The organism is Synechococcus sp. R6-5 (assembly GCF_047461775.1).
Lineage (GTDB): Bacteria > Cyanobacteriota > Cyanobacteriia > Thermostichales > Thermostichaceae > Thermostichus.
This window is the reverse complement of record NZ_JANSHV010000143.1, coordinates 16,068-36,778: the sequence shown is the minus strand read 5'-3', so window position 1 is coordinate 36,778 and position 20,711 is coordinate 16,068. Positions and strand designations below refer to the sequence as shown.

The window sequence follows — 20,711 nt, the reverse complement described above, 5'->3', positions numbered from 1 at the left end:
GGGAACCCGGGAGATGATCCGAAATGAGCGACAACGAGCCGAGCTTATTGCAGCGGTAGAAGCCCTTCAGCTGGAAGGCCCCTACTTTATAGAAGAGCGCCTCGCCCGCCATCGCGGCCCTTTCTTGCGGGCAGTGAAAGATGTGCCTGTAGGGGGAACTTGGTGGGAGATCCGCTACTTTCCCGCCTGCGAGCGCTATGCTTGGGCCTACTTGCCGGAAGGGGCCGGCCCACGGGCCTTCGCCTGGGGACACACGCCGCAGCAAGCCTTTCTTAACGCCTTATGGCATCACCCTCTTTCTCCTCAGGGCCAAGGACAGCCTCAGGGAAACCATTCCGATTTACAGTGAATTGACTACTCTCCACCATACTGACTTGCTTCCGGCTAAGGGTAGGACGGGGCTTTAGGCGCATTTTTTTGGTAAAAATTAAGCAACTCTCTTCCCACGTATAGGGAACATGAAACCCCAGGCCGTCGCCCGTATTCTGGATGCCAACCTCGATCGAGCTCGTGAAGGACTACGGGTATTGGAAGAATGGTTTCGTTTCGGCCTGGAAGAGGGAGAGCTCTCTGCCGAATGCAAGGCCATGCGCCAAGCCCTAGCCCGCTGGCACAGCGATCCCCTGCGTTTGGCCCGCGATACCCCCGCCGATCCAGGCACCCAGATCTCCCACCCCCAAGAGGAGCAACGGCGGGATCTCCGCCACCTCTTGCAAGCCAATTGCAGCCGTGTGCAAGAAGCCCTGCGGGTGTTAGAAGAATACGGCAAGTTGGCCGAATCCCACCACTGGGTGGCCCCTGGCCTGGCCAAGCTGGCCAAAGACATGCGCTATCGGCTCTACGTCTTGGAAAGTGAACTGCTGGGCGGATCCCTGCGGCAGCGTCTCCTGGCAGCCCATCTTTACTTGGTGACCAGCCCTGTGCCCCACTGGCTAGAGGTGGTGGAAAAATCCCTGCGGGGCGGGGTGACCCTGGTGCAATATCGCCGCAAAAACCTCCCCGACGGCGAGATGCTGCGGGATCTCAAACAGCTGCGGCAGCTGTGCGACCGCTACCAGGCGCTGATGATCGTCAACGACCGGGTGGACTTGGCTCTGGTCAGCCAGGCTGATGGGGTTCACCTGGGCCAGACGGATCTGCCGGTCGCCCAAGCTCGGCACCTCCTGGGATCCCAGCGGCTCATTGGCCTGTCCACCACCAATGCCGAGGAGTTGGCCCAAGCCCTGAACAGCGACGTGGACTACATTGGCGTCGGCCCCGTTTACCCCACCCCCACCAAAGCGGAGAAACCCCCTGCCGGCCTGGAGTACGTGCGCCTGGCTGCCGAGAAAGCCCACCTGCCCTGGTTTGCCATCGGCGGCATCGATCCCCACAACCTGCCCGAGGTGCGTCGAGCTGGGGCCACCCGTGTAGCTGTGGTGCGGGCTTTGATGGAAGCTGCCGATCCCACCCAGACAGCCCGCACCATGCTGGCCGAACTGCAAGGGATCCCTGCCCTATCCTAAAGATCAACCGTGAAGCTCAACCGTGAGCATTTTGCTGCTTATTGGCTGTTCCAATCCAAATGGTTTCTGAACAAGTGAGAGGAAGATGAAGTAAGGATGTTCTAAACTCCAGAGGCGATGACAGAAGCCGCAAGAAAAACAAATCCAGACAGCAGGGATCCTGCCCTGGTCGAGATCCCGGCGGAGCTGCAAGCAGGGCTGGTGACAGAGCTGGATTTGATGATCCGGGCCCGCTACCCCCTGGTTTACTTGGTCTCTCCAGAAGAAGAGCCTGCCGATGCCGTGCTAACCCAAGTAGCCAGACGGACAGACCCACCGCGGCAATTGTTGTTCTGGGACTTGGTGCGGGGCTGGCAGGATACAGGCGAGGATCGGGGCTCCATCATGGCAGCTCTGGGGCGGGTGTGGCGCTCTGCCCCCAACGAGGACACCCTGTTTGTGCTGCGGGATCTGCACTTTGTGTTGCGCAACGCCACCAGCGACAAAAACGCTCCCATCATCCGGGAGCTGAAAAACCTCAGCCGCGAGCTCAAGCGCACCCGCAAGATGCTGATCCTGCTCAGCCACACCCTGGAAGTGCCCAGCGACCTGACGGAGGAGATCACCGTCGTCGATATTCCCCTGCCCAACAGCGAAGAGATCAGCCGCCTCATCCAGCTCTACGTGGCCCCAGATAAACTCAAGCTCACCCCTCTGGCCCGCGAGCAACTGGTCAAAGCTTGTCAGGGACTGAGCCGAGAACGTATCCGCCGCGTTTTGGCCCGCGCTTTGGCCGCCAAGCAGGAGGTCAACGAAGCCGATATCGACCTGGTGCTGGAGGAGAAAAAGCAGGCCATCCGCCAAACCGGCATCCTGGAGTTTTTCACCGCCCGCGAGACCCTCAAAAGTGTGGGGGGCCTAGATAATCTCAAGGCCTGGGTGCGGGTGCGCCAGGAAGCCTTTACCGAAGAGGCGCGGCGCTATGGCCTGCCCAACCCCAAAGGCGTGCTGCTGGTCGGGATCCAGGGCACCGGCAAATCCCTCTCCGCCAAGACCATCGCCAATGAGTGGCGGCTGCCCCTGCTGAGATTGGATGCCGGGCGTCTGTTTGCCGGCATCGTCGGCGAGTCGGAAAGCCGGGTGCGGCAGATGATCCAACTGGCAGAGGCGATGGCCCCCTGCGTGCTTTGGATCGACGAGATCGACAAAGCCTTTGGCAACATCACCAGCAGTGCCGATGGAGATTCTGGTACCAGCCGCCGGGTGTTTGGCAGCCTGATTACCTGGATGCAGGAGAAGACCAGCCCCGTTTTCATTGTGGCCACTGCCAACAACGTGCCGCTGCTGCCGCCAGAGCTGTTGCGCAAGGGCCGCTTTGACGAGATTTTCTTCTTGAACCTGCCCACCCACGCTGAGCGCAAAGAGATCTTCCGGGTGCATTTGCAGCGGTTGCGCCCCAGCCGCCTGCGAGAATTTGACCTGGAAGCTTTGGCAGCCGCAGCTCAGGACTTCAGCGGGGCCGAGATCGAGCAAGCCATCGTAGATGCCATGTACAACGCCTTTGGGGGCAGTGGCAGCGGCGCCCGGCGGGACTTTACCCAAGAGGATATCCTGCAGGCCATCCGCGAAACCGTGCCTTTGGCCTCGATTGCCCGCGACCAAATCGAAAGCCTCAAGTGCTGGGCCGCCCAAGCCGGTGCCAGAACGGCCTCTCAAGATGCCCAAGTGCTGCAGGAGATGAAGCAGTGTTTTGCCTCTTCTTGAGATTCAGAATGGGTGAAATCCACCTCCCAGCCCAAATAAGGCGGCTAGTATGCCAATACCCACAGCAACTCCAGCCGCTATCTTCAAGTTTTCTTCTAGGCTTTTAGCATCTGCCTTTTCCTTCATTGCAGTTAGCAAAAATAGCTGATCCTCCCCACTCAGCCCACTTATAAAATGGGGATATAGATTCGATAGGGACAGCTTTAAAATGATCGATCCTACTTCTACAGTGAAGCTCAAGCTGGGAAAGCTTCGAGTTCCTATCTTTCTCTATCTGGGCTATTACTGATTTTGCCTCTTCCTGTAGCTTCTTAGCGCTCTCAACTTGCGACTTGCTATATCCTTTATCAAAAATGGCCATAAAAAGACTAATAACTGAGATTAGAAAGAGCACAAGCCCGATTGAGCTACTTAAGGCACCAATGAACAAGCTCAGGACTAAAAGCGAGAGGGCACCCAGTATAGTGTCACTTTTGGTGGCAAAGGTATGATCAATTTTAGCTTCCTCTTGTTTTATTCCGATAGAGATCAAGTTTCTCCTTAACTCAGACTTAACTTGCTCTACTCTTTGGTTATAGTTGGCCTCGATGTTTTTCTTACGACGTTCTATCTCTTCTGCAGCTTCCTTTATCTTGTCGAAGTCAAAGGGCCAAGGTTTGCCATCTTGTGTGCTGTAACCGCGTTCTGCTTTTAAGTCTTGGTCATACCCGCTCCGTTTTGTGGGCGAAGTCTGGGAAAGCCTTTGGGAGTCATAGGCTTTTCGCTTCACAGGATCACTCAGGACCGAGTATGCTTCCTGAATAGACTTAAACTTTTCCTCAATGTACTGCCGCCCCTTAACAGGTGTATCTGGGTGAAGTTTATCGGGATGGTATTCTTTGGCAAGCCGCCTGTAGCTCTCTTTAATTTCTTCTAGAGTTGCATTGGGCTGTAATTCCAGCTCGCGGTAAAGGTCTTTCATGGGAGGATCCGGCGCAGGGGGCCTTGTGCCAGCTACTTTGATGCGGGGATCCTATTCCCTGAGGGGAAGCCTTGCAAAGTGCTACTCAATACCTAGACTCTTTTTTAAGCCTATTTCAGGGATCGGACAGCTCTAGCCAAGCAGCCCTTGGCTCCTCCCTCAGTAGATGCTTTTTCAAGGCCCAACGTCCAGAAAGGCGGGGTTATGAGCAAGCTGCTGCGGCTTGCCGCGCCAAGACCCACTCCACCAGGGTGCGCACCCCATAACCGGTGGCCCCTTTGTTGTTGTAGCCTGCATCCTTCTCTGTCCAAACGGGGCCTGCTATATCCAGGTGGGCCCAAGGGGTTTTCTCCACAAACTGCTTCAGGAACAGGGCAGCGGTGATGGATCCCCCTGAGCGGGGACCAGTGTTTTTCATGTCGGCCACAATGGAGCTGAGACCCTCGAAGTAGCCTTCCTCCAGCGGCAGGCGCCAGATTTTTTCGCCGGAAAGATTGGCAGCCTGCTGTAGCTCCTGGGCCAGCGTCTCATCTGGGGTGAACAAGCCGGCAATTTCTTCCCCCAGAGCAATCACACAAGCACCGGTCAGGGTAGCCAGATCGAGGATGGCATCAACGCCCAGCTTTTCCGCAAACACCAGGGCATCTGCCAAGGTGAGGCGGCCTTCTGCATCGGTGTTGTTGACCTCAATGGTCTTCTGGTTAGAAGCGGTGAGGATATCCCCTGGGTGGATGGCATGGCCGCTGATCATGTTTTCCGTGGCAGCGACGATGAAGTGCAGCTCCACTTGCGGCTTGAGGGCGGCTAGGGCCCGTGCAGCTCCCAAAACTGCCGCTGCTCCCCCCATGTCGGTTTTCATCATGGCGATGCTGCGGGAGTCGGTTTTGATGTTCAGCCCACCGGAATCAAAGGTCAGCCCCTTGCCCACCAGGGCCAATTTGGTAACAGGATCCCCTTGTGGCGGCTTGTAGGTGAGGTGAATGAACTGGGGCGGCAGGTCAGAGGCTTTGGCCACACCCAAAAAAGCCCCCATCCCCAGAGCCTCGCATTCTTCCTGTCCCAAAATCTCCACCTCTAGACCATATTCCTGGGCCAGTTGGCGGGCGGTATCGGCCAGGGCAAGAGGAGTAACAATGTTGGCGGGGGCAGCCACCAATTCCCGAGCCAAGATGGTTCCTGCCGCCATCTCAATGGCCCGCCGCAGCGCGGCCTCGTAGTCAGAACGGGCCTGGGCCAACCCCGGCACCAAGAGAGTTACTTCCTGCACAGAAAAGCTGTTTTCCTCTTCCCCTTTGGCTGAAGATTTAAACCGATTGTCCCGGTGCGCCACCAGTAGGCAGGCTTCGGCCACCGCCTGAACCCCACGCACCCGATCCAACCCCGTCTCCGGCAAAGACAGCATCACCTGCTTGGCTTTTAAGCTGTGAGCCTGGCGCAGGCCGTTGGCTGTGGCCCGTCGTAGGGCTTCTAGCGTTAGGGCCGCGGGATCCCCTAGCCCCACCAACACCAGTTTGCGGATCTCTCCTGTCAGGCGCAGGGCAACACTGCTATTCGGCTTCCCCTGAAACCCCTGCTCCTGAACGGTTTCCGCCACCAGCCCCGACCACGCCTTTTCATCCCAAGAGGCGATCTCAGGGGGCAGAGGAAAGCGGCCATTCCCGCCGGAAGCGGCAAAGCAATAGACCAGGGCACATTCCCCTTGAGTGAGTGGCGGCTCGCTAAGATGAAGCTGCATGAGAAACCCTTGACCAAGCTGTTGACAGCAGATCCTCAGTCTATCTAATTTTGCCGGCTCTTAGGGCAAGGGATCCCCCCTCTAGTGGGCGGGCCGGAAGATCCCGAAGCAGGAAGTGTAGCCGTGTAAAAAGGTGGATCCCCCAACGGGGCCGATCTCACCATTGCAAAAGAACCCCCCCAAGGGCAGCTCTCCAAGCAATTCCCGAAAACGTTGCGAGTCAAAATCGGGAGTGCCGTACAGGCCCTTGCCTCGCCCCAAACAGGAGAACATCAACGCCCCACAAGGCTCCGGCCTCGGTTGAGAGGGGCTTTGCCTCAAGTTGCGCTCGGCACAATAGCGGCTGAGGGCCCAACGCAGATCTTCTGCCGAAGTCTGGGCATCCCGCAGATGAAATTGCACCGTCTGGCCAGGGCGCACCTGATCCCCGATGGCCAGCGCCCCCACGCGCGGATCAACGCCCAAGATTACGCGAATGAGGAAATCTCCCGGCGTCGGCTCCGACTTGAACTCATCCATCAGCAGGCCGATGAAGAGAGAGTGGCGGGCCAATCGCTGATCCACGGGACTGAGCCGCTCTGCCAAGTCCTGCAAAACCGCTAGAGGAGGGCGACCCTCCAAGCCAAGAATCACATTCCCCTCTGCTTCCGTCACCCGCAAGGGATCCCCAATGGGGCGACACCCCTGGGCCACCACTGCATCCAGCACCACATTGCCGTAGAGCGCTAGCCCCACTGTGCCCTCTCGATACAGCTCCCGCCGAGGTGTGAGGGTACGCGCATCCAGCAAAAACAGAGCATTGCCCCGAGGGCCGCGGCCCCCACTGGCCAATCCCCCCACTTTGACGGATCCCGGATAGGCGAAATCCAACCCCTGCAGCAACTCTGAGATGCCAGAGGAAAATCCATCGGCCAAGAGCAGAAAATGAGGCTTGCTCTGCGGCGAAACCCCAACACAATCGACCCAGGCAGAAGGAGCCGCATCCAAGTCCGGCAATTGGTTCCCCCGCAGATGAAAAGGATGCAGCACCACCTCCGGCATGACCGCCAAAGACAAGGAGAGAGCCGGGCCATCCTCAATTTCATGCCCGCCACCCACAATGCCACCGCCGGAGCAGCCGATCAAAACGTCCACCTCCAGCAGCTCCGACAGCAGTGGCAACACCCGGATGTATTCGCTGGCAAAGGCCGCCGACACAAACAAAACCCCCAAGTTGGGCCGCAGAGGCTGAGAGGGAACATACCCTGTCAGCAGCCCCGGCAACCCACCGGATCCCACCGTCTGCACCTGCCGACTCAGGACACTTTTCAGTTGGGCTGCCTGAAGCTTGGCCTTGGCTTCCTCCACCACCTGCCGCAGAGCCGCTTCTAGGGAAGGGAGCTGGGAGAGCGCGTTCACCCACTGCATCGGCGTGTTCCTACGGTCTGGAGTTTGCTGTCTTTAGGCTAGCAATTTATGGCCGGGCTGGCTGTTCTGCACGGTCTCTGTTCAAGACAGGATCAGGGCAGATAAGGCCGGGGATCCACAGGCGCGCCCCCGCCGGGGCGGACTTCAAAGTGCAGATGCGGCCCTGTGCTCCAGCCAGTGCTGCCGCGGCTCATGATTGTCTGCCCCTGCTGCACGTACTGGCCTGTGGAAACGTAAATCTGATGGCCGTGGGCATAGCGAGTAACAATTCCGTTGGGATGGCGGATATCCACCCGATTGCCGTAGCCATCCCCGCCATTCCCCGCAAAGATCACCACTCCCTCCTGAACGGCTACAATGGGGGATCCCACGGGGCCAGGAATATCTACCCCTGCATGAAGGCGACCGCGACGGTAGCCAAAGCCAGAGGTGATTTGCCCGGAGACCGGCCAGATAAACCCACTGCTGCGGGCCTGAGGAGGAGCTGGAGGGGGCGCTGGCCGAGCTTGTGGCTGGCTCTGAGCTCGTCGGGCAGGAGCAGGGGTGGGCTGCGTACCCGGCGCCGGAATCGTAAGGCGTTGGCCAATGCGCAGCCAGTGGGGATTGCGCAAGTTGTTGGCTTGAATAATGGATCGCTGAGTTACCCCATAGCGGGCGGCGATCCGTTCGATGGTGTCACCGGCTCCAACTGTGTGGGTCAGGGATCCACCGGCCAAGAGGGCCTGCCGTTCTTGTTCCATTTGCTGGGCCCGGCGTTGCTGCTCCGCCTGTAATCGAGCTTGGGCTTCGGCTTGGCGTTGGGCTTCCTCCTCTTGCTGGCGGCGCTCTTCCTCTTCGCGAGCTTTCTGGGCAGCGATCATCTCCTTCTGACGCTGGATCAACTCGCCCACATCGCCGGGGATGAGCAGGCGTTGGCCAATGCGCAGATATTCCGGGCGATCCAGAGGAGTCGCTTCGATAATCCGCTGCTGGGGAACTCGGTAGCGGTTGGCAATGTCCTCCAGTGTGTCTCCCTGCTTGACGGTGTAGATCAATCCCGGCTGGCTGGGGATGAGGAGAACTTGCCCCGGCTTCAGCTCAGTACTGGCCTGAATACCATTGGAGACGGTGATGGCAGCCGCGTCGAGCTGATACATCTGGGTCAGTTGCCAGAGGGTTTCCCCCGGCTGAATTTCATGCTCCAGAATGCCTCTGGGCCCTTCTCCTGTCGGGATTCGCCCTTCTGCGAAGGCTTGGCGCAGCTGCTCCTTTTTCCGCTCGTAGTTTTGCTGCAGAGCGCCAGATAGCGTATGCACAGAGGGTGGGATCGGCTCTACCGCCGGAGACAGGGGGCGATTCAACTGTCGCTGCTGTAGGGTAGCGACTCCGGCCAAGCCCAGCATCAGCAAAAGACCAGTGGCCCAAGCCGGATATCCCCGACGCGCAGGAGCAGAATCCCCCGGCTCTGGATGGGCTGTCTCAGGCTCGGTTGGGCACCTGGGGGTGGCCGGCAGCTGCTCTTCCCCAGCTTCTGCGCAGGGATCCGCCTCCAGCTTCAGAAGCCATACCAGGCCCGTTAAGCTGAGAGAGAGGGCCAAACCAACCCATCTTGGCTTCGACCGCCCAGAGAGAGGGGCTGGAGCCCACTCCAGAAGATAGGCTTCCTCGGCAGATGAATCCGCAGAAGTCCAGGACTGTTCTGAAGGGATCCCTGCCGAGCCCTTTGGGGGTGGGGGGGAAAGGGTGCTCACGGCAGCACCGCGGAAATCCAGCTCCCCGTTTTGGGGATTGGGGAAAGTGGGTTTTAAAGGCATCCTCACACCAACAGGCTGACACTAGAGTGCAAGAGAAGAAGATGTCAAAATGAGGGGCACAAGCCCCTTGGCACCGAGCACCCCTGGGGTGACTCAAGCCGGAGTGGAGTTCGCTAATGAACAGGCTGACTCGCACTCAGGTTAGAGTACCGTAGTTAACAAATCTAGACAAGTCTTGGCAGGTAATTTCAGCCACAATGCTTGCCTCACAATGGTTCCAGCCCTTGGCTCGTTGAGATTTTGTCGAGCCTCATCCGATTCAAGACAAAGTGCGCCATCGTCTTTTTTTGGAAGACAAAGCCTGTTTTGCTGTAGCTGAAACTACAAACTAGGGATACCCATGGATTTGGTTGTCTATAACACATTGACTCGCCGCAAGGAAGTGTTTCAGCCGCTGGCAGCAGGTGGATCTCAATCCGTTTCCGTCGGCAATTCCCAGGGATCCGCAGCTCCGGTTGCGGGGGAGAAGCCCCTGGTGCGGATGTATGTCTGTGGTGTAACGGTTTACGACCTCTGCCACCTCGGCCATGCGCGTACCTACGTGGTTTGGGACATGGTGCGTCGCTACTTGGAGTGGCGCGGCTACCGAGTGAAGTATGTGCAGAATTTTACCGATGTGGACGACAAGATCCTCAAGCGGGCGTTGGAACGTGGCGAATCCATGCAAGCAGTGGCGGAGCGCTTCATCGCCGAATATTTCCAGGACATGGATCGCCTGAACATCAAGCGGGCCGATCTCTACCCGAGGGCAACGCAATCGCTGCAAGCCATGTTCCAGTTGATCCAATCTTTGGAGCTCAAAGGCTTTGCCTACCGGGTACGGGATCCGATTCGACACCAGACCGACCCGTCTTCCCTCCTGCAAGCGGGACACCAGCCAGAGACCCCCGCCTCTGTTCAGTACTCTGTTTACTACTCTGTCCGCAAGTTCCCGGATTACGGCCAGCTATCCGGTCGAAAACTGGAGGAGATGGAGGCGGGAGCCAGTGGCCGGGTAGGAGAAGAAGGAGCTGAGAAACAGGATCCCTTCGACTTTGCCCTTTGGAAAGCGGCCCCCCCTTCTGAGCCGGGGTTTGCCTCCCCTTGGGGTTGGGGGCGACCGGGCTGGCACATCGAATGTTCCGCCATGGTGCGGGAGACCCTGGGAGATCACATCGACATTCACGCCGGCGGGGCAGATTTGATTTTCCCCCACCACGAAAATGAGCTGGCCCAATCGGAGCCAATCACCGGCAAGCCGATGGCCAAGTACTGGATGCACAACGGTTTTCTCAACATCAACGGCGAGAAAATGTCCAAATCTTTGGGCAACTTCACCACCCTGCGACAGGCCCTCGCCGTCTATCACCCCATGGCCTTGCGGCTGTTTCTGTTGCAGACCCACTACCGTAGCCCCATAGATCTCACCGAGGCAGCCATGCAGGCGGCTAGCCGTGGCTGGGAAACCCTCCAGAAAGGGATCCACTGTGCCCAGCACTTCTGCAAAGAAGAAAAGGGATCCCCTGATGCTGAGGCCATGCAAGCCTTTCAAGCTGCTATGGACAATGATTTTGGCACCCCTGAAGCGCTGGCTATCGCCTTTGAATTGGCCAAAGAACTCACCCGCGAACACAACCTGTTCACCCATCAAGGCCAAACCCATCTGGAGCCCCAGGCCCTCAAACAAAAAAGCGCTGCCTTGCTGGAGATTTTGGCTACTTTGGGATTCTGTTGGCCCTCATTCTCTGAATTCGAGGGATCCAAAGAAGCAGCTACAAATGGGGAACTTAACTTTAAAAAAATCGAGGAGCTGATCGCGCAGCGCTCGGCAGCCCGCAAGGCCAAAAACTTTGCCGAAGCCGATCGCATTCGGGATCAGTTGAAAGCCTTCGGCATCACCCTCATCGATCAAAAAGATGGCACCACCCGTTGGCTGCGAGAATAGGGGTTGAGGAGCATTCCTCGGGCTCATTCAAAATGGATATGGCTGTAACCTAGGGGCTCAGAGGGGCAAAGTGCTTCTCCCTTCGTTTGGATTGCTGGAAAAGTTCGGCTAGAGTCAGATCAGTGACTGTGTCAACGTCTCGGCGGATCTCAATGCTTTCTCCAGCTACCGCGCAAACTGATCTGAGTCCCATCGATCTGGATTGCCTGCTCACCCCTGAGATTCAGCGGCCGGCCCGCTACTTGGGCAAAGAGTTTGGCGCCGTCCACCGTCCTTGGGATTCGGCACGGGTGCGTTGGGTGCTGAGCTATCCAGAGTTGTACGAGGTGGGAGCTTCCAACCTAGGCCACCTCATCCTTTACAACATCCTCAACGCCCAGCCGGATCAACTGTGTGACCGCACCTACTTGCCAGGCCCGGATCTGGCGGCCCGCCTGCGGCAGTTGGGGATCCCCCTCTTTGCCGTGGAATCCCGCCGTCCTCTGCGCGCTTTCCATATCATTGGCTTCAGCCTGGCCTACGAGCTGGGGGGCACCAACATCCTGGAGATGCTGGACCTAGCCGGGATCCCGCTCAAGTGGTGGGAACGGCAACCCTTCACCCCGGAAGAGTGCCCTCTGATCTTTGCCGGTGGGCCAACCGCCACCTCCAACCCGGAGCCCTTTGCCGACTTTTTCGATTTCTTCGTCTTCGGAGATGGGGAAGAGGTGCTGCCGGAAATTGGCCAAGTGCTGGCCGGATCCCTGTCCAAGCCCCGCCGAGAGGTCTTGCTGGAGCTGGCCCAGGTGCCGGGGGTGTACGTGCCCCAGTTTTACGAGGGGATCCCACCGCGGCCCATCGTGCCTGGGGTGCCGGAGCGCGTCCGCCGTCGGGTGGCCCTGCCTCAACCCCAATACTCCGTCGGCCTGGTGCCTTTGGTGGAAACCGTCCACGACCGCCTGGTGATGGAAGTGCGGCGGGGCTGCACACGGGGCTGCCGATTTTGCCAGCCGGGAATGCTTACCCGCCCAGCGCGGGATGTGGATCCGGAAGCAGTGGTGGAGGCTGTGGTGCAGGGCTTGCGCAAGACCGGCTACAACGAATTTTCCCTCTCTTCTCTCAGTTGCTCCGACTACCTTTCCCTGCCGGCGGTGGGAGCGGAGCTGCACAACCGTCTCCTCAGAGAACACATTGCCCTTTCCCTGCCCAGCCAGCGGGTGGATCGCTTTGATGAGCAAATTGCCGCCATCATGAAGGGATCCCGCCGCTCCGGCCTCACCTTTGCCCCCGAAGCTGGCACCCAAAGGCTGCGGGACATCATCAACAAGGGCCTCACCGATGCCGACTTGATTCGCGGCATTCGCACCGCCGTCCAAGAGGGCTGGGACAAAATCAAGCTCTATTTCATGATTGGCCTGCCCGGCGAGACCGACGCCGATGTCCTGGGGATCGCCCGCACCGTCGAGATGCTGCAGCGAGAATGTGCAGCCCTGGGTCGCAAGCGGGTGGAGTTTACCCTCACCCTCTCCAACTTCACCCCCAAGCCCCACACCCCCTTCCAGTGGCACCGGGTGGACTACGCCGACGTGCAGCGCAAGCAAACCCTGCTGCAGAAAGAGCTGCGGCGGCTGCGGGGCGTCAAAGCCCACTTCACCGACATCCGCTTCAGCATCCTGGAAGACTTCATCGGCAAAGGGGATCGTTCCCTAGGCCGCATGATCGAGCGGGCTTGGCGGGCCGGTGCCGGCATGGATGCCTGGTGGGAAAACATCGACGCCGCCTACGCTGCCTGGGTGAGGGCCTACTGCGGCGAAGAGGTGGATCCTGCCGCCGATCCGGTCGCCCTCTGCGCCCGTCTCCCCATCCGGGAATTGGGCCTGGAGGATCCCTTGCCCTGGGATCACATCGATACCGGCATCGACAAAAAATGGCTGCAAAAAGACTACCGCCGCGCCCTGGAAGCCCTCACCGTGGAAGACTGCTCCTTCGAGGGCTGCTCCGCCTGCGGCATCTGCGGCCCCGGCTTCGGCCACAACATCGTCATTCCCCCTCCGCCCGTCCCGCCCCTGCAGAGCAAACCCACCCCCACCCCGGATCCCCTGGAGCCGGAGCCACCTGCCCAGCGTTTCCGCATCACCTACGGCAAAACCGGGGATCTGCGCTGGCTGGGCCACCTGGATCTCATGCGCCTGTGGGAACGGGCCTGTCGGCGAGCGGGGTTACCTCTGGCCTTCAGCGGCGGCTACCACCCCATGCCCCGCCTGGCCAACGCCAACGCTCTGCCCATTGGCCAGGAAGGCTATGGCGAAATCCTGGATCTGGAGCTGCTGGATCGGCCTGAAGGTCCTCTGACGCCTGAGAAACTGCGCGCCCTTCTGAGCGAACAGCTGCCCCCGGAGATCCCCATCCAAGCCGTCCAAGAAATTAGCCTTCGGGATCCCTCTGCCACCGCAGCCGTTTACGCCGCCGAATATCAGCTCACGGTGAGCTGCGAGTTGCCCAAAGCCGTTCACGGCAGCGGGACGGAGTCCTCTTGGCCTGCCTGGGTCACCCAGATCCTAGACGCGCAGGAAATCTGGATTGAAAAAACCTCCAAGTCTGGCAAGTCCTCTCCCTTCAATGCCCGCGCCCTGCTTTACTACCTAGAGTTTCAGGGCCTGACCCCCGAGGGCAGCGCTTGCCTCCTTTACCGGGGCAGTTGCCGCAACGACGGTGCCTACCTGCGGCCCACCCATCTGGTTCAAATGGCCGAGTCATTGGGGTTGCCCCACTGGACACTACAGACGGCAAAGCGGCTGCGCCTGTTGTGGGAGAACCCCCTAGCCGATCCAGATTGAGCACTTCCTCTGGGAGCAACCCAAGGGCTAAGGGTCTGTCTGGGCTGAGGGATCCCACAAGCGCTATAATGCTGCTATTGCTGGCTCCTGCCGCTGTGGGGCTCGCCAAGCATCAACTTGACCAAGGGCGGGGTGAGCAGCAGGCAAAAGCTGGGCCGGATTCTGGAATGGAGACACTCTTAACTCAGTACCCAGGGCAGGTAACAGGCGTGATGGGGTCGAGTCGATAGGTGCAACAGAAAAGTGTGCCTCTTCGACCTAGCCCAGATCTAACCAGAAAATTTTACCCTGAGAAGGTGCTTCTTTCCGCGCGCAAACCCTGTCTTGTTGTGGACTATCGCTACGCGACGCTTTCGCGAACAGGCTGGGCCGCACAACTGGGGTTCTGCAATGGGCCAGCGTTCGATCTCCCGAGGCGGAGCCGTCTTGCTCCCTGAGCCTATCGATTGAGCCCATCCATGAATCTCCATGCAAACCTCACCGAATCCATTCATCCCATCCGATGAGTTTTCCTTCCAATCAGCAGAAGCCCCCCGCTGTACCCACCAGAGCCAGCATTGGGTAGTTCACATGCACTTAAACTCACCTCACCCATTGGAGAGGAAACAAAGCCAAGCGTCAAAGCAGAGCTGAGGGTAATGGACAGCCCCATGATGAGTCAATCCTGGTCAAAGAAACTTAAGCGGATCCCAGCAAAAGGACAACACCTCGCCAGAATGAGGGTTCAACCCGTAACCGCGTGCCCTTGGGGCGGGGAGGGAAGTTAATGCCCAGGCAGATTGTCATTGCCGAGCAACATCGAGTGGCAGCCGTCTTCGCCGAAGATCAAGTGCAGGAGCTGATCGTCGCCAGCGGCGCTCACCAAGTGGGAGACGTTTACGTCGGAATCATCGAGAACGTTCTGCCCAGCATCGATGCCGCTTTCGTCAACATCGGCCCTGCAGAGCGCAATGGGTTTATCCACGTCAGCGACCTGGGCCCGCTGCGCCTCAAGCGAAGTCATGCCTCGATTTCTGAGCTGGTCTTGCCGCAGCAAAAGGTGCTGGTACAGGTGATGAAAGAGCCTACCGGCAACAAAGGGCCAAGGCTTACCGGAGATTTGGCCTTTCCAGGGCGGTATTTGGTGTTGCGACCCTACGGAAAAGGCGTTCATCTGTCCCGCCGCATCGAGGATCGAGAAGAACGCAACCGTTTGAAGTCGCTGGCCATTTTGATTAAACCCCCGCAGATGGGCCTGTTGGTGCGCACCGAAGCGGAAGGTGTGTCCGAAGAAGCGATGATCGACGACCTGGAGCAATTGAAGAAACTCTGGGAAGATATTCAACAGCAGTATCAGGCAGCACGGGGGCCGGGGCTACTCAACCGGGATGACGACTTTATTCAGCGGGTGCTGCGGGATGTTTACTCCGACGATGTGAACCGTATTGTGACCGACTCTGCGGCAGGAGCGAAGCGAGTCCGTAGCTATCTGCAGGGCTGGAACAAGGGCCAAATGCCCCCCGGTGTCGTTGTCGATGCCCACCGCGAGCCCACCCCCATTCTGGAGTATTTTCGGGTCAACGCGGTTATTCGGCAGGCGCTGCGGCCACGGGTGGATCTGCCCTCTGGTGGCTACATCATCATCGAGCCCACCGAGGCCCTGACGGTAATTGATGTTAACTCGGGCTCCTTCACCCAATCGGCCACTTCTCGGGAGACAGTGCTGTGGACAAACTGTGAGGCGGCTACCGAGATCGCCCGCCAATTGAGGCTGCGCAACATTGCCGGTGTGATCGTGGTGGATTTTATCGATATGGATTCCCGCCGCGACCAGTTGCTGGTTTTGGAGCATTTTAACAAGGCCCTCTCCAGCGACAAAGCTCGCCCACAGGTGGTCCAACTGTCGGAATTGGGGCTGGTGGAGCTCACCCGCAAACGGCAGGGGCAAAGCCTTTACGAGATCTTCGGCTATTCTTGCCCCACCTGTGAGGGGCTGGGGATCCTAGCCCGCTTGCCGGGGGCCGAGCCAGGGCATCTGTTAACAATAGAAAGCGGCCTGACGGTAACGCTACCCACCGAGGCGGAAGGAGGGGATGAGGAAGAGGCCGGCCCGATCCTGCCCCGCGATGGCAACCCCCAACGGGCACGCCTGCGAGTGGGGAGCGATGGGCTGTCTCGAGGCGATAGCCGTGCGCTGCTGCGGCGGTCGCGATCTGCCCCCGGACAACGACGCCCCAGCCCGGATCCCTTTACGACTTCAGACGATCTGGAGGAAGAGCCACGGGTTGAAACGGGACGCAAGCGTCCCCGTGAAGACTGGGGGGATCCCCGCACTGGCCAGCGCCTCGTTGCCCGGAGCCTGGATACTCCTGTAGAAGAGGAAGCCCCAGAGCCGATGCAACTGCCAGGGGGCGGAGCAGACCTAAAGCGTCAAGAACCCCGCCGTTCTGGCCCTGGGGAAGAGGCAGAATCCGCCTCACGCAAAGATCACACTTCCCCAGCCCGCACCGTTCGCGCCAGCGGGACGGAGTCCTCAGAAGGCCGTCCGGCTCCGGTACGGCAAACCGTCACCGTGGAGATGACCCCGTTACAACAACGGGTCTACTCGGAGTTGGGGCTGTCGCCGCTGTTGCTGCTTGACCAGCCGCCGCCTTGGGGCCGAGACACGGCGGTTAGGGTGGTTCTGCCGGGAACTCTAGAGGCGGAAAGTCCGCCCAGGATGGAGACTGAGGCAACTTCTCAGACAGAGGAGTTGGCGCCCGAACCGGATGCCTTGCAGGAGAAGGAGCCGCTGGATACCGTTTCTCCACCCGAACCCTCGGAACCCGAAATCTCCTCTGCTGAATCGTTCCCGTCAGCCGTGCAGAGCAGCTTGGCCGAGCCAGCGGCGGAACTGGGGATCAGCCCTGCCCAGCAATCTCCAGCAGCCTCCAGGCGACGGCGCTCCCGCAGCAGTTAGGCGCTGCTCTCAAGCCCAGGGGCAGGCATGGGAGTATGGTGGAGCGGGCAAGGCCGAGTTTGATCTGGGAGGGATCCCTTTGGCAGCAGGGGATCCTGCGGGTGGCGGGGGTGGATGAGGTGGGGCGGGGAGCCCTGGCTGGGCCAGTGGTGGCGGCGGCGGTAATTTTGCCGGCCCAGATGGATCCCAAAGAACTGGAGGGAGTGAGGGATTCCAAACAACTGCGTCCGCAGCAACGCGCTCAATGGGCGGAACGGATTCGTCAGGTGGCTTTGGCTGTGGGCGTTGGCAGTGCCTCTGCTGCTGAGATCGACCGGCTCAACATTCGCCAGGCCACGGTGCTGGCCATGCAGCGGGCTTTGGCCAAGTTGGATCCAATCGAACACATTTTGCTGGATGGATTGCCGCTGGCCGAGCTGGGATCCCGGCAAACGGCCCTGGTCAAGGGGGATCACATCAGCCTCTCCATTGCCGCTGCTTCAGTTGTGGCCAAAGTCTGGCGAGATGCCTTGATGCAGAGCTGGGATCGGCAGTACCCCGGCTACGGCTGGCGCACCAACGCTGGCTATGGCACGCGGGAGCACCGACTGGCGTTGCAGAACTTGGGGCCCACCCCGCAGCACCGCCGCAGCTTTGCCCCCTTGGCAGAACTGAAAGTCAGCAGATATGATGGTTAATGCAGTTGCATTGCCCACGTAGCTCAGTGGACTAGAGCACTGGGTTCCGGTCCCAGGTGTCGGAGGTTCGAATCCTTTCGTGGGCGTCTTCAGGCATATAAGTTCAGCCATATAAGTGGGCAACATACTCTCCGTACCCGTTGTAGGGCAAGGTGGGAACGATTTGCCACTGGGAACGGGATCCGAAACCGATCAAGACTTCCTGCTCCTGTGACCAGCGGGGGTGGGGCACCCTAGGATCCACATTGGCCTCAAATCCATACTCCTCAGGGGCGAGGGTATTCCAAAACGTAGAGGGTTGATGATCCAAAAACTCGATTTTGACGATGGATTTTCCCCCTTTAAAGCCATACTTCCAGGGAACCACCATGCGAATTGGCGCTCCGTGCTGTTTGGGCAACGGCTTGCCATAGATGCCGAGGGCAAAAAAGGCCAACTCGTTGGCCATTTCCTCGATCCGCAACCCTTCCGTGTAGGGCCAAGGCAAGTTGGGGGGCCAGATTGGGCCAGGCATAATTTCCGGATCGTAAAAGGAAGTGAAGCGGACAAATCGAGCCGTCGGCAAAGGATCCACCCGTTCCAGCAACAGCCGCATCGGAAAGCCCAACCACGGCACCACCATCGCCCAGGCTTCCACACAGCGAAAGCGATAGATGCGCTCTTCGAGGGGGAAGTTAAACAGATCTTCCAGGCCCAACCGCTGAGGATGCCGCACCAGCCCGGTAATCTCGACAGTCCAGGGATCCGTGGGCAAAGCCTGTGCAGCCCGCCAGATGCGCTTGCCGGAGCCAAACTCGTAAAAGTTGTTGTAACGAGCAGCTACAATCTCCTCGGTGACGGGCCTGCCCACATCCGAAAAGTGGGGGTTGAGTGGGATCCCCCTCAGCTCTCGTTCTACCGAGGGAGCAGCTCCCCTGCTGCCAAACCCAAAAATAGAAAAACTGGCTCCCACCCCAACGGATCCCAGTTGCGCTAGAAATTGCCGCCGGCTGAAAAACATCTCTTCTGGAGTGACCTGTGCCTCTCGTTGCCAGGGGTGAGGAACTCGGATCCCGAACATCCATCAGCCATCCTTTGATTCAGAGTCAGGGAAAAAGTCTGCCGCCCGAACTACTACATCCTAAATGAATTACTACATCCTAAACGGATCTAAGCCGACATTCCCCGAGCTCGTTTCCAGCGCTGCCCCATGTGTAGTCATTTCAAATGTAGTCATTTCAAACAGCAATGAAACGATTTGTTATGTCTGTCCCTGGCTCCCCTCTCCTTTTGAGAGAGGGGTTGGGGGTGAGGGAAACCCTGCAGGCTGGGATGATCGGTGACGAAATCACGGTATAGCCGTGTTGGCTGAGTCCGTGCTGCTGGAAAAAAGTGTGGGGATCAGCTAAGGACTTGAGCTGGGCTCCGGCAAAACGTAGATGGACTCCACTTGCCGCCCTGCCGATGGCACTGCCTGGATGGTGCCCTTGTCGATGTGGTAAATGACCTTCTCTGCTTGCAACTGATTCTCCCCTTGGTTGATGATGACCTGGCCCTCCAGCTCAATGCGTTGCTCCTGGCTGTAATACACAGCTCTTTGGGCGCGGGCCGTAAGCCGCTCGGCAGGAAAACTGAGGGTGACATTGCCGATGGCCGTAAAAACCCCTGTGTTGGCGTTGGCCTCCTGCACATCGGCGCTGATGCTGATGGCACGGGGATTCTGACCCCAAGCCGGGATTCCAAGGGCCAGCACCACACCCACAGCCCAGCCCAGCGTCCCTAGCCGCTGCCAACCCTTCCGGTCAAACGCCATCTCCAAAGCCATGCCCCATCACCCCGTCAAACCACCACAGCAGCCAGTCTAGCCCGTCAATCCAGGTCACAATGGCGGGGGGCAGCCTATGGGTCCGTTCCCTTTCCCCCCTGGGGCAGAGCTTGGGCAAGCTGTCTTTCCAATTCGGCAACCCGCTGCATGAGCTGTCGGTTGGCTTCCAGCAGCTCCCGCGCCTGGCTGTTGAGGTAGGGATCCGACTCCCACCAATTGATGCCGATCTCCTTGGCCTTATCCACCGAAGAAATCAGCAGGCGAATGCGCACATTCAGCAACTCCACATTGCCCACCGAAACGGTGATGTCTCCGGCGATCACAATGCCCTTGTCCAGCACCCGCTCCAGCACATCGGCCAGCGAGGAGCCATGAGTAGCCGTGGTCAAGGGTTGAGAGCTAATCGGCACAGGGTTAATCGACCTCCAAAGCGTACCAACAGGCAAAAGACTCAGCCAGGCAGTTGGTCTAGCAGATAATTCAGCAGCTGGGATCCCTCTTCATAGCGCTTGCCAGCCCGGGGCAACAGCACATCCGCACACAAAGCGCGAAAATCGGCATTCTCTTTGCTAACTGCCAGCTCATGTTCCTTGACAATGCGCCCGATCATCAAACAACTGCGCAGGCTGGGGTGGCGCGTCAGATCCAACTTGCGGCGAAAAGCCCGCACAATGTGGACGATCTTGAGGGCGTCGGGGCCGGATAAGCCTATTCGCGAGGTGAGAATCTCCTTTTCGGTCTCGATGTCCGGCTCCCCCATATCGATGGTGATCATCCGATCCAGCAGCGCATCTTGGGCCCTGTGAACCCCGGTATATTCCTCCGGGTTAGAGGTAAAAATGGCCCGGAACTGGGGATGCACCCGCAGATATTCCGAGCGGTTGCTGTCCGGCGGCAACACCAGCAGCCTCTCCTCCAAGGCACTCAGGAGAGCATTGTTGGCCTCAGGGCGGGAGCGATTGAACTCGTCGTAGATGAGGGTAAACCCCTCTCGGCAAGCCAAGGTGAGGCGGGCATCCACCCAGCGCTGCTGCACATCCTCCTCCGTCTTCACCACCGAGTGAATGAAGTTGTCCACCACCCGCCGATGGGTAAAACCGGTGCGCCCCCCGATGAGGTCGGAAGAATCGAAGCGGTCATCCCCATAGATCAGCATGATGGGGCGGCCCAGCAGGCTGGCCAGGTGCATCGCCAAAGTGGTTTTGCCTGTACCCGAAGGCCCCCGCAAGTGCACCGCAAAGCCCGATTGCAAATAGCGCAAAGCGCGGCGAGTAATCCGCTCAATATAGGGGGTGTTCACGAACTGGCGGGGACGCGCCTGCAGAACCGTGGCCATGGAGATACTCAACCTCTTTGCTGCCCTAGACTCCTTTGCCTTGACTATAGCCCGGATGTTCTCCCTGCGCTC

General features: G+C 59.0%; 15 protein-coding genes and 1 tRNA gene. 8 read left to right on the top strand and 8 right to left on the bottom strand.

Annotated elements, in window-relative coordinates; translation table 11 throughout:
- The first annotated feature begins 13 nt into the window (after positions 1-13).
- From NW818_RS08450 to NW818_RS08440, 3 genes are all read left to right on the top strand, one after another.
- Positions 14-349: a hypothetical protein gene (locus tag NW818_RS08450; protein ID WP_011433411.1), complete on the top strand. Its 336-nt coding sequence runs from the start codon at positions 14-16 to the stop codon at positions 347-349.
- Between the two features lie 109 nt (positions 350-458).
- Complete coding sequence (locus NW818_RS08445) at positions 459-1,505, top strand: thiamine phosphate synthase (RefSeq protein WP_414350712.1); 1,047 nt, start codon at positions 459-461, stop codon at positions 1,503-1,505.
- A 219-nt stretch (positions 1,506-1,724) separates the two neighbouring features.
- On the top strand, positions 1,725-3,248 hold the full coding sequence (locus NW818_RS08440; protein ID WP_414407588.1) for an AAA family ATPase: 1,524 nt from the start codon (positions 1,725-1,727) through the stop codon (positions 3,246-3,248).
- Between the two features lie 103 nt (positions 3,249-3,351).
- On the opposite strand, the gene NW818_RS08435 is transcribed toward NW818_RS08440, so the two are convergent.
- From NW818_RS08435 to NW818_RS08420, 4 genes are all read right to left on the bottom strand, one after another.
- Complete coding sequence (locus NW818_RS08435) at positions 3,352-4,209, bottom strand: DnaJ domain-containing protein (protein ID WP_414424303.1); 858 nt, start codon at positions 4,207-4,209, stop codon at positions 3,352-3,354.
- A gap of 202 nt (positions 4,210-4,411) precedes the next feature.
- Entirely contained in the window at positions 4,412-5,944 is a 1,533-nt protein-coding gene (locus NW818_RS08430) for a leucyl aminopeptidase (protein ID WP_414330782.1), read from the bottom strand.
- A gap of 81 nt (positions 5,945-6,025) precedes the next feature.
- Entirely contained in the window at positions 6,026-7,351 is a 1,326-nt protein-coding gene (locus tag NW818_RS08425) for an FIST N-terminal domain-containing protein (protein WP_414330779.1), read from the bottom strand.
- 92 nt (positions 7,352-7,443) lie between these two features.
- On the bottom strand, positions 7,444-9,144 hold the full coding sequence (locus tag NW818_RS08420; RefSeq protein WP_414424302.1) for a LysM peptidoglycan-binding domain-containing protein: 1,701 nt from the start codon (positions 9,142-9,144) through the stop codon (positions 7,444-7,446).
- 340 nt (positions 9,145-9,484) lie between these two features.
- Between NW818_RS08420 and cysS the strand changes: the two genes are divergently transcribed.
- The 5 genes from cysS (at position 9,485) to NW818_RS08395 (ending at position 17,585) form a co-directional block, all read left to right on the top strand.
- Positions 9,485-11,068 carry a cysteine--tRNA ligase gene (gene cysS / locus NW818_RS08415; RefSeq protein ID WP_414416552.1) on the top strand — a complete coding sequence of 528 codons (1,584 nt, stop codon included), beginning with the start codon at positions 9,485-9,487 and terminating at the stop codon, positions 11,066-11,068.
- Between the two features lie 152 nt (positions 11,069-11,220).
- Positions 11,221-13,884 (top strand): TIGR03960 family B12-binding radical SAM protein, encoded by a 2,664-nt coding sequence (locus NW818_RS08410; RefSeq protein ID WP_414424301.1) that lies wholly within the window; start codon positions 11,221-11,223, stop codon positions 13,882-13,884.
- A 766-nt stretch (positions 13,885-14,650) separates the two neighbouring features.
- Positions 14,651-16,822 carry an Rne/Rng family ribonuclease gene (locus tag NW818_RS08405; protein ID WP_414424300.1) on the top strand — a complete coding sequence of 724 codons (2,172 nt, stop codon included), beginning with the start codon at positions 14,651-14,653 and terminating at the stop codon, positions 16,820-16,822.
- A 35-nt stretch (positions 16,823-16,857) separates the two neighbouring features.
- Complete coding sequence (locus NW818_RS08400; protein ID WP_011433421.1) at positions 16,858-17,499, top strand: ribonuclease HII; 642 nt, start codon at positions 16,858-16,860, stop codon at positions 17,497-17,499.
- Between the two features lie 12 nt (positions 17,500-17,511).
- Positions 17,512-17,585: transfer RNA gene (locus NW818_RS08395), tRNA-Arg, on the top strand.
- A gap of 17 nt (positions 17,586-17,602) precedes the next feature.
- Here NW818_RS08395 and msrP read toward each other — a convergent pair.
- The 4 genes from msrP to gvpN all read right to left on the bottom strand — a co-directional run bounded on the left by msrP (position 17,603) and on the right by gvpN (position 20,639).
- The gene (gene msrP / locus NW818_RS08390) at positions 17,603-18,559 is read right to left on the bottom strand and encodes a protein-methionine-sulfoxide reductase catalytic subunit MsrP (RefSeq protein ID WP_414424299.1); all 957 of its coding nucleotides are present in this window, start codon (positions 18,557-18,559) and stop codon (positions 17,603-17,605) included.
- Positions 18,560-18,883: 324 nt separating this feature from the next.
- A complete protein-coding gene (locus NW818_RS08385; RefSeq protein WP_011433424.1) occupies positions 18,884-19,303 on the bottom strand; it encodes an LptA/OstA family protein in 420 nt (139 codons plus the stop codon).
- A 74-nt stretch (positions 19,304-19,377) separates the two neighbouring features.
- Positions 19,378-19,713, bottom strand: a complete 336-nt coding sequence (locus tag NW818_RS08380) for a gas vesicle protein (protein WP_011433425.1) — start codon at positions 19,711-19,713, stop codon at positions 19,378-19,380.
- A 41-nt stretch (positions 19,714-19,754) separates the two neighbouring features.
- Positions 19,755-20,639, bottom strand: coding sequence for a gas vesicle protein GvpN (gene gvpN, locus NW818_RS08375; RefSeq protein ID WP_011433426.1), 885 nt, complete (start codon positions 20,637-20,639; stop codon positions 19,755-19,757).
- Positions 20,640-20,711: the final 72 nt, after the last annotated feature.

Coding starts and splice junctions, on each gene's coding strand:
- NW818_RS08450 (WP_011433411.1), top strand. CDS start 14: ATGATCCGAAATGAGCGACAACGAGCCGAGCTTATTGCAGCGGTAGAA.
- NW818_RS08445 (WP_414350712.1), top strand. CDS start 459: ATGAAACCCCAGGCCGTCGCCCGTATTCTGGATGCCAACCTCGATCGA.
- NW818_RS08440 (WP_414407588.1), top strand. CDS start 1,725: ATGATCCGGGCCCGCTACCCCCTGGTTTACTTGGTCTCTCCAGAAGAA.
- NW818_RS08435 (WP_414424303.1), bottom strand. CDS start 4,209: ATGAAAGACCTTTACCGCGAGCTGGAATTACAGCCCAATGCAACTCTA.
- NW818_RS08430 (WP_414330782.1), bottom strand. CDS start 5,944: ATGCAGCTTCATCTTAGCGAGCCGCCACTCACTCAAGGGGAATGTGCC.
- NW818_RS08425 (WP_414330779.1), bottom strand. CDS start 7,351: ATGCAGTGGGTGAACGCGCTCTCCCAGCTCCCTTCCCTAGAAGCGGCT.
- NW818_RS08420 (WP_414424302.1), bottom strand. CDS start 9,144: ATGCCTTTAAAACCCACTTTCCCCAATCCCCAAAACGGGGAGCTGGAT.
- cysS (WP_414416552.1), top strand. CDS start 9,485: ATGGATTTGGTTGTCTATAACACATTGACTCGCCGCAAGGAAGTGTTT.
- NW818_RS08410 (WP_414424301.1), top strand. CDS start 11,221: ATGCTTTCTCCAGCTACCGCGCAAACTGATCTGAGTCCCATCGATCTG.
- NW818_RS08405 (WP_414424300.1), top strand. CDS start 14,651: ATGCCCAGGCAGATTGTCATTGCCGAGCAACATCGAGTGGCAGCCGTC.
- NW818_RS08400 (WP_011433421.1), top strand. CDS start 16,858: ATGGTGGAGCGGGCAAGGCCGAGTTTGATCTGGGAGGGATCCCTTTGG.
- msrP (WP_414424299.1), bottom strand. CDS start 18,559: ATGTTCGGGATCCGAGTTCCTCACCCCTGGCAACGAGAGGCACAGGTC.
- NW818_RS08385 (WP_011433424.1), bottom strand. CDS start 19,303: ATGGCTTTGGAGATGGCGTTTGACCGGAAGGGTTGGCAGCGGCTAGGG.
- gvpN (WP_011433426.1), bottom strand. CDS start 20,639: ATGGCCACGGTTCTGCAGGCGCGTCCCCGCCAGTTCGTGAACACCCCC.